Source organism: Streptomyces sp. NRRL B-1140, assembly GCF_001280065.1.
Classification (GTDB): domain Bacteria; phylum Actinomycetota; class Actinomycetes; order Streptomycetales; family Streptomycetaceae; genus Streptomyces.
This window is the reverse complement of the sequence record NZ_LGEA01000046.1, coordinates 1-300: the sequence shown is the minus strand read 5'-3', so window position 1 is coordinate 300 and position 300 is coordinate 1. Positions and strand designations below refer to the sequence as shown.

The 300-nt window shown below is 70.7% G+C and carries 1 pseudogene; it reads right to left on the bottom strand.

Features of this window, described 5'->3' with window-relative positions:
- Positions 1-118: 118 nt before the first annotated feature.
- Positions 119-300 (bottom strand): annotated as a pseudogene (locus ADK65_RS39120) (histidine kinase); the annotation flags it as partial.

Below are 300 nucleotides of genomic sequence, written 5' to 3'. Positions count from 1 at the left end.
GGGTACGGCTCGTCTTCTTCGGGCTGTTTATGGCCGCCGGCCTCGGCGCGCTGCTGTACGCCCCCTTTTGGTTTTTCGTCCCGCTCGGGGTTGGGGGGGGGGGGGGGGAGAAAGCGCCCCTCGGCGGGCCGCCGGGCGAGGCCTCCGCGGCCCCCGCCGAAGGCGACTTCTCCCCCCCCCCCCCGCCGACCCCGAGGGGGAGAAAAAAAAAAAAAGGGGGTTACACCAGCGCGCCAAGGCCGCGGGCCATGAAGAGGCCGACGAAGTCGAGCCGTACCCAGATCACGGGCAGCCCGAGAT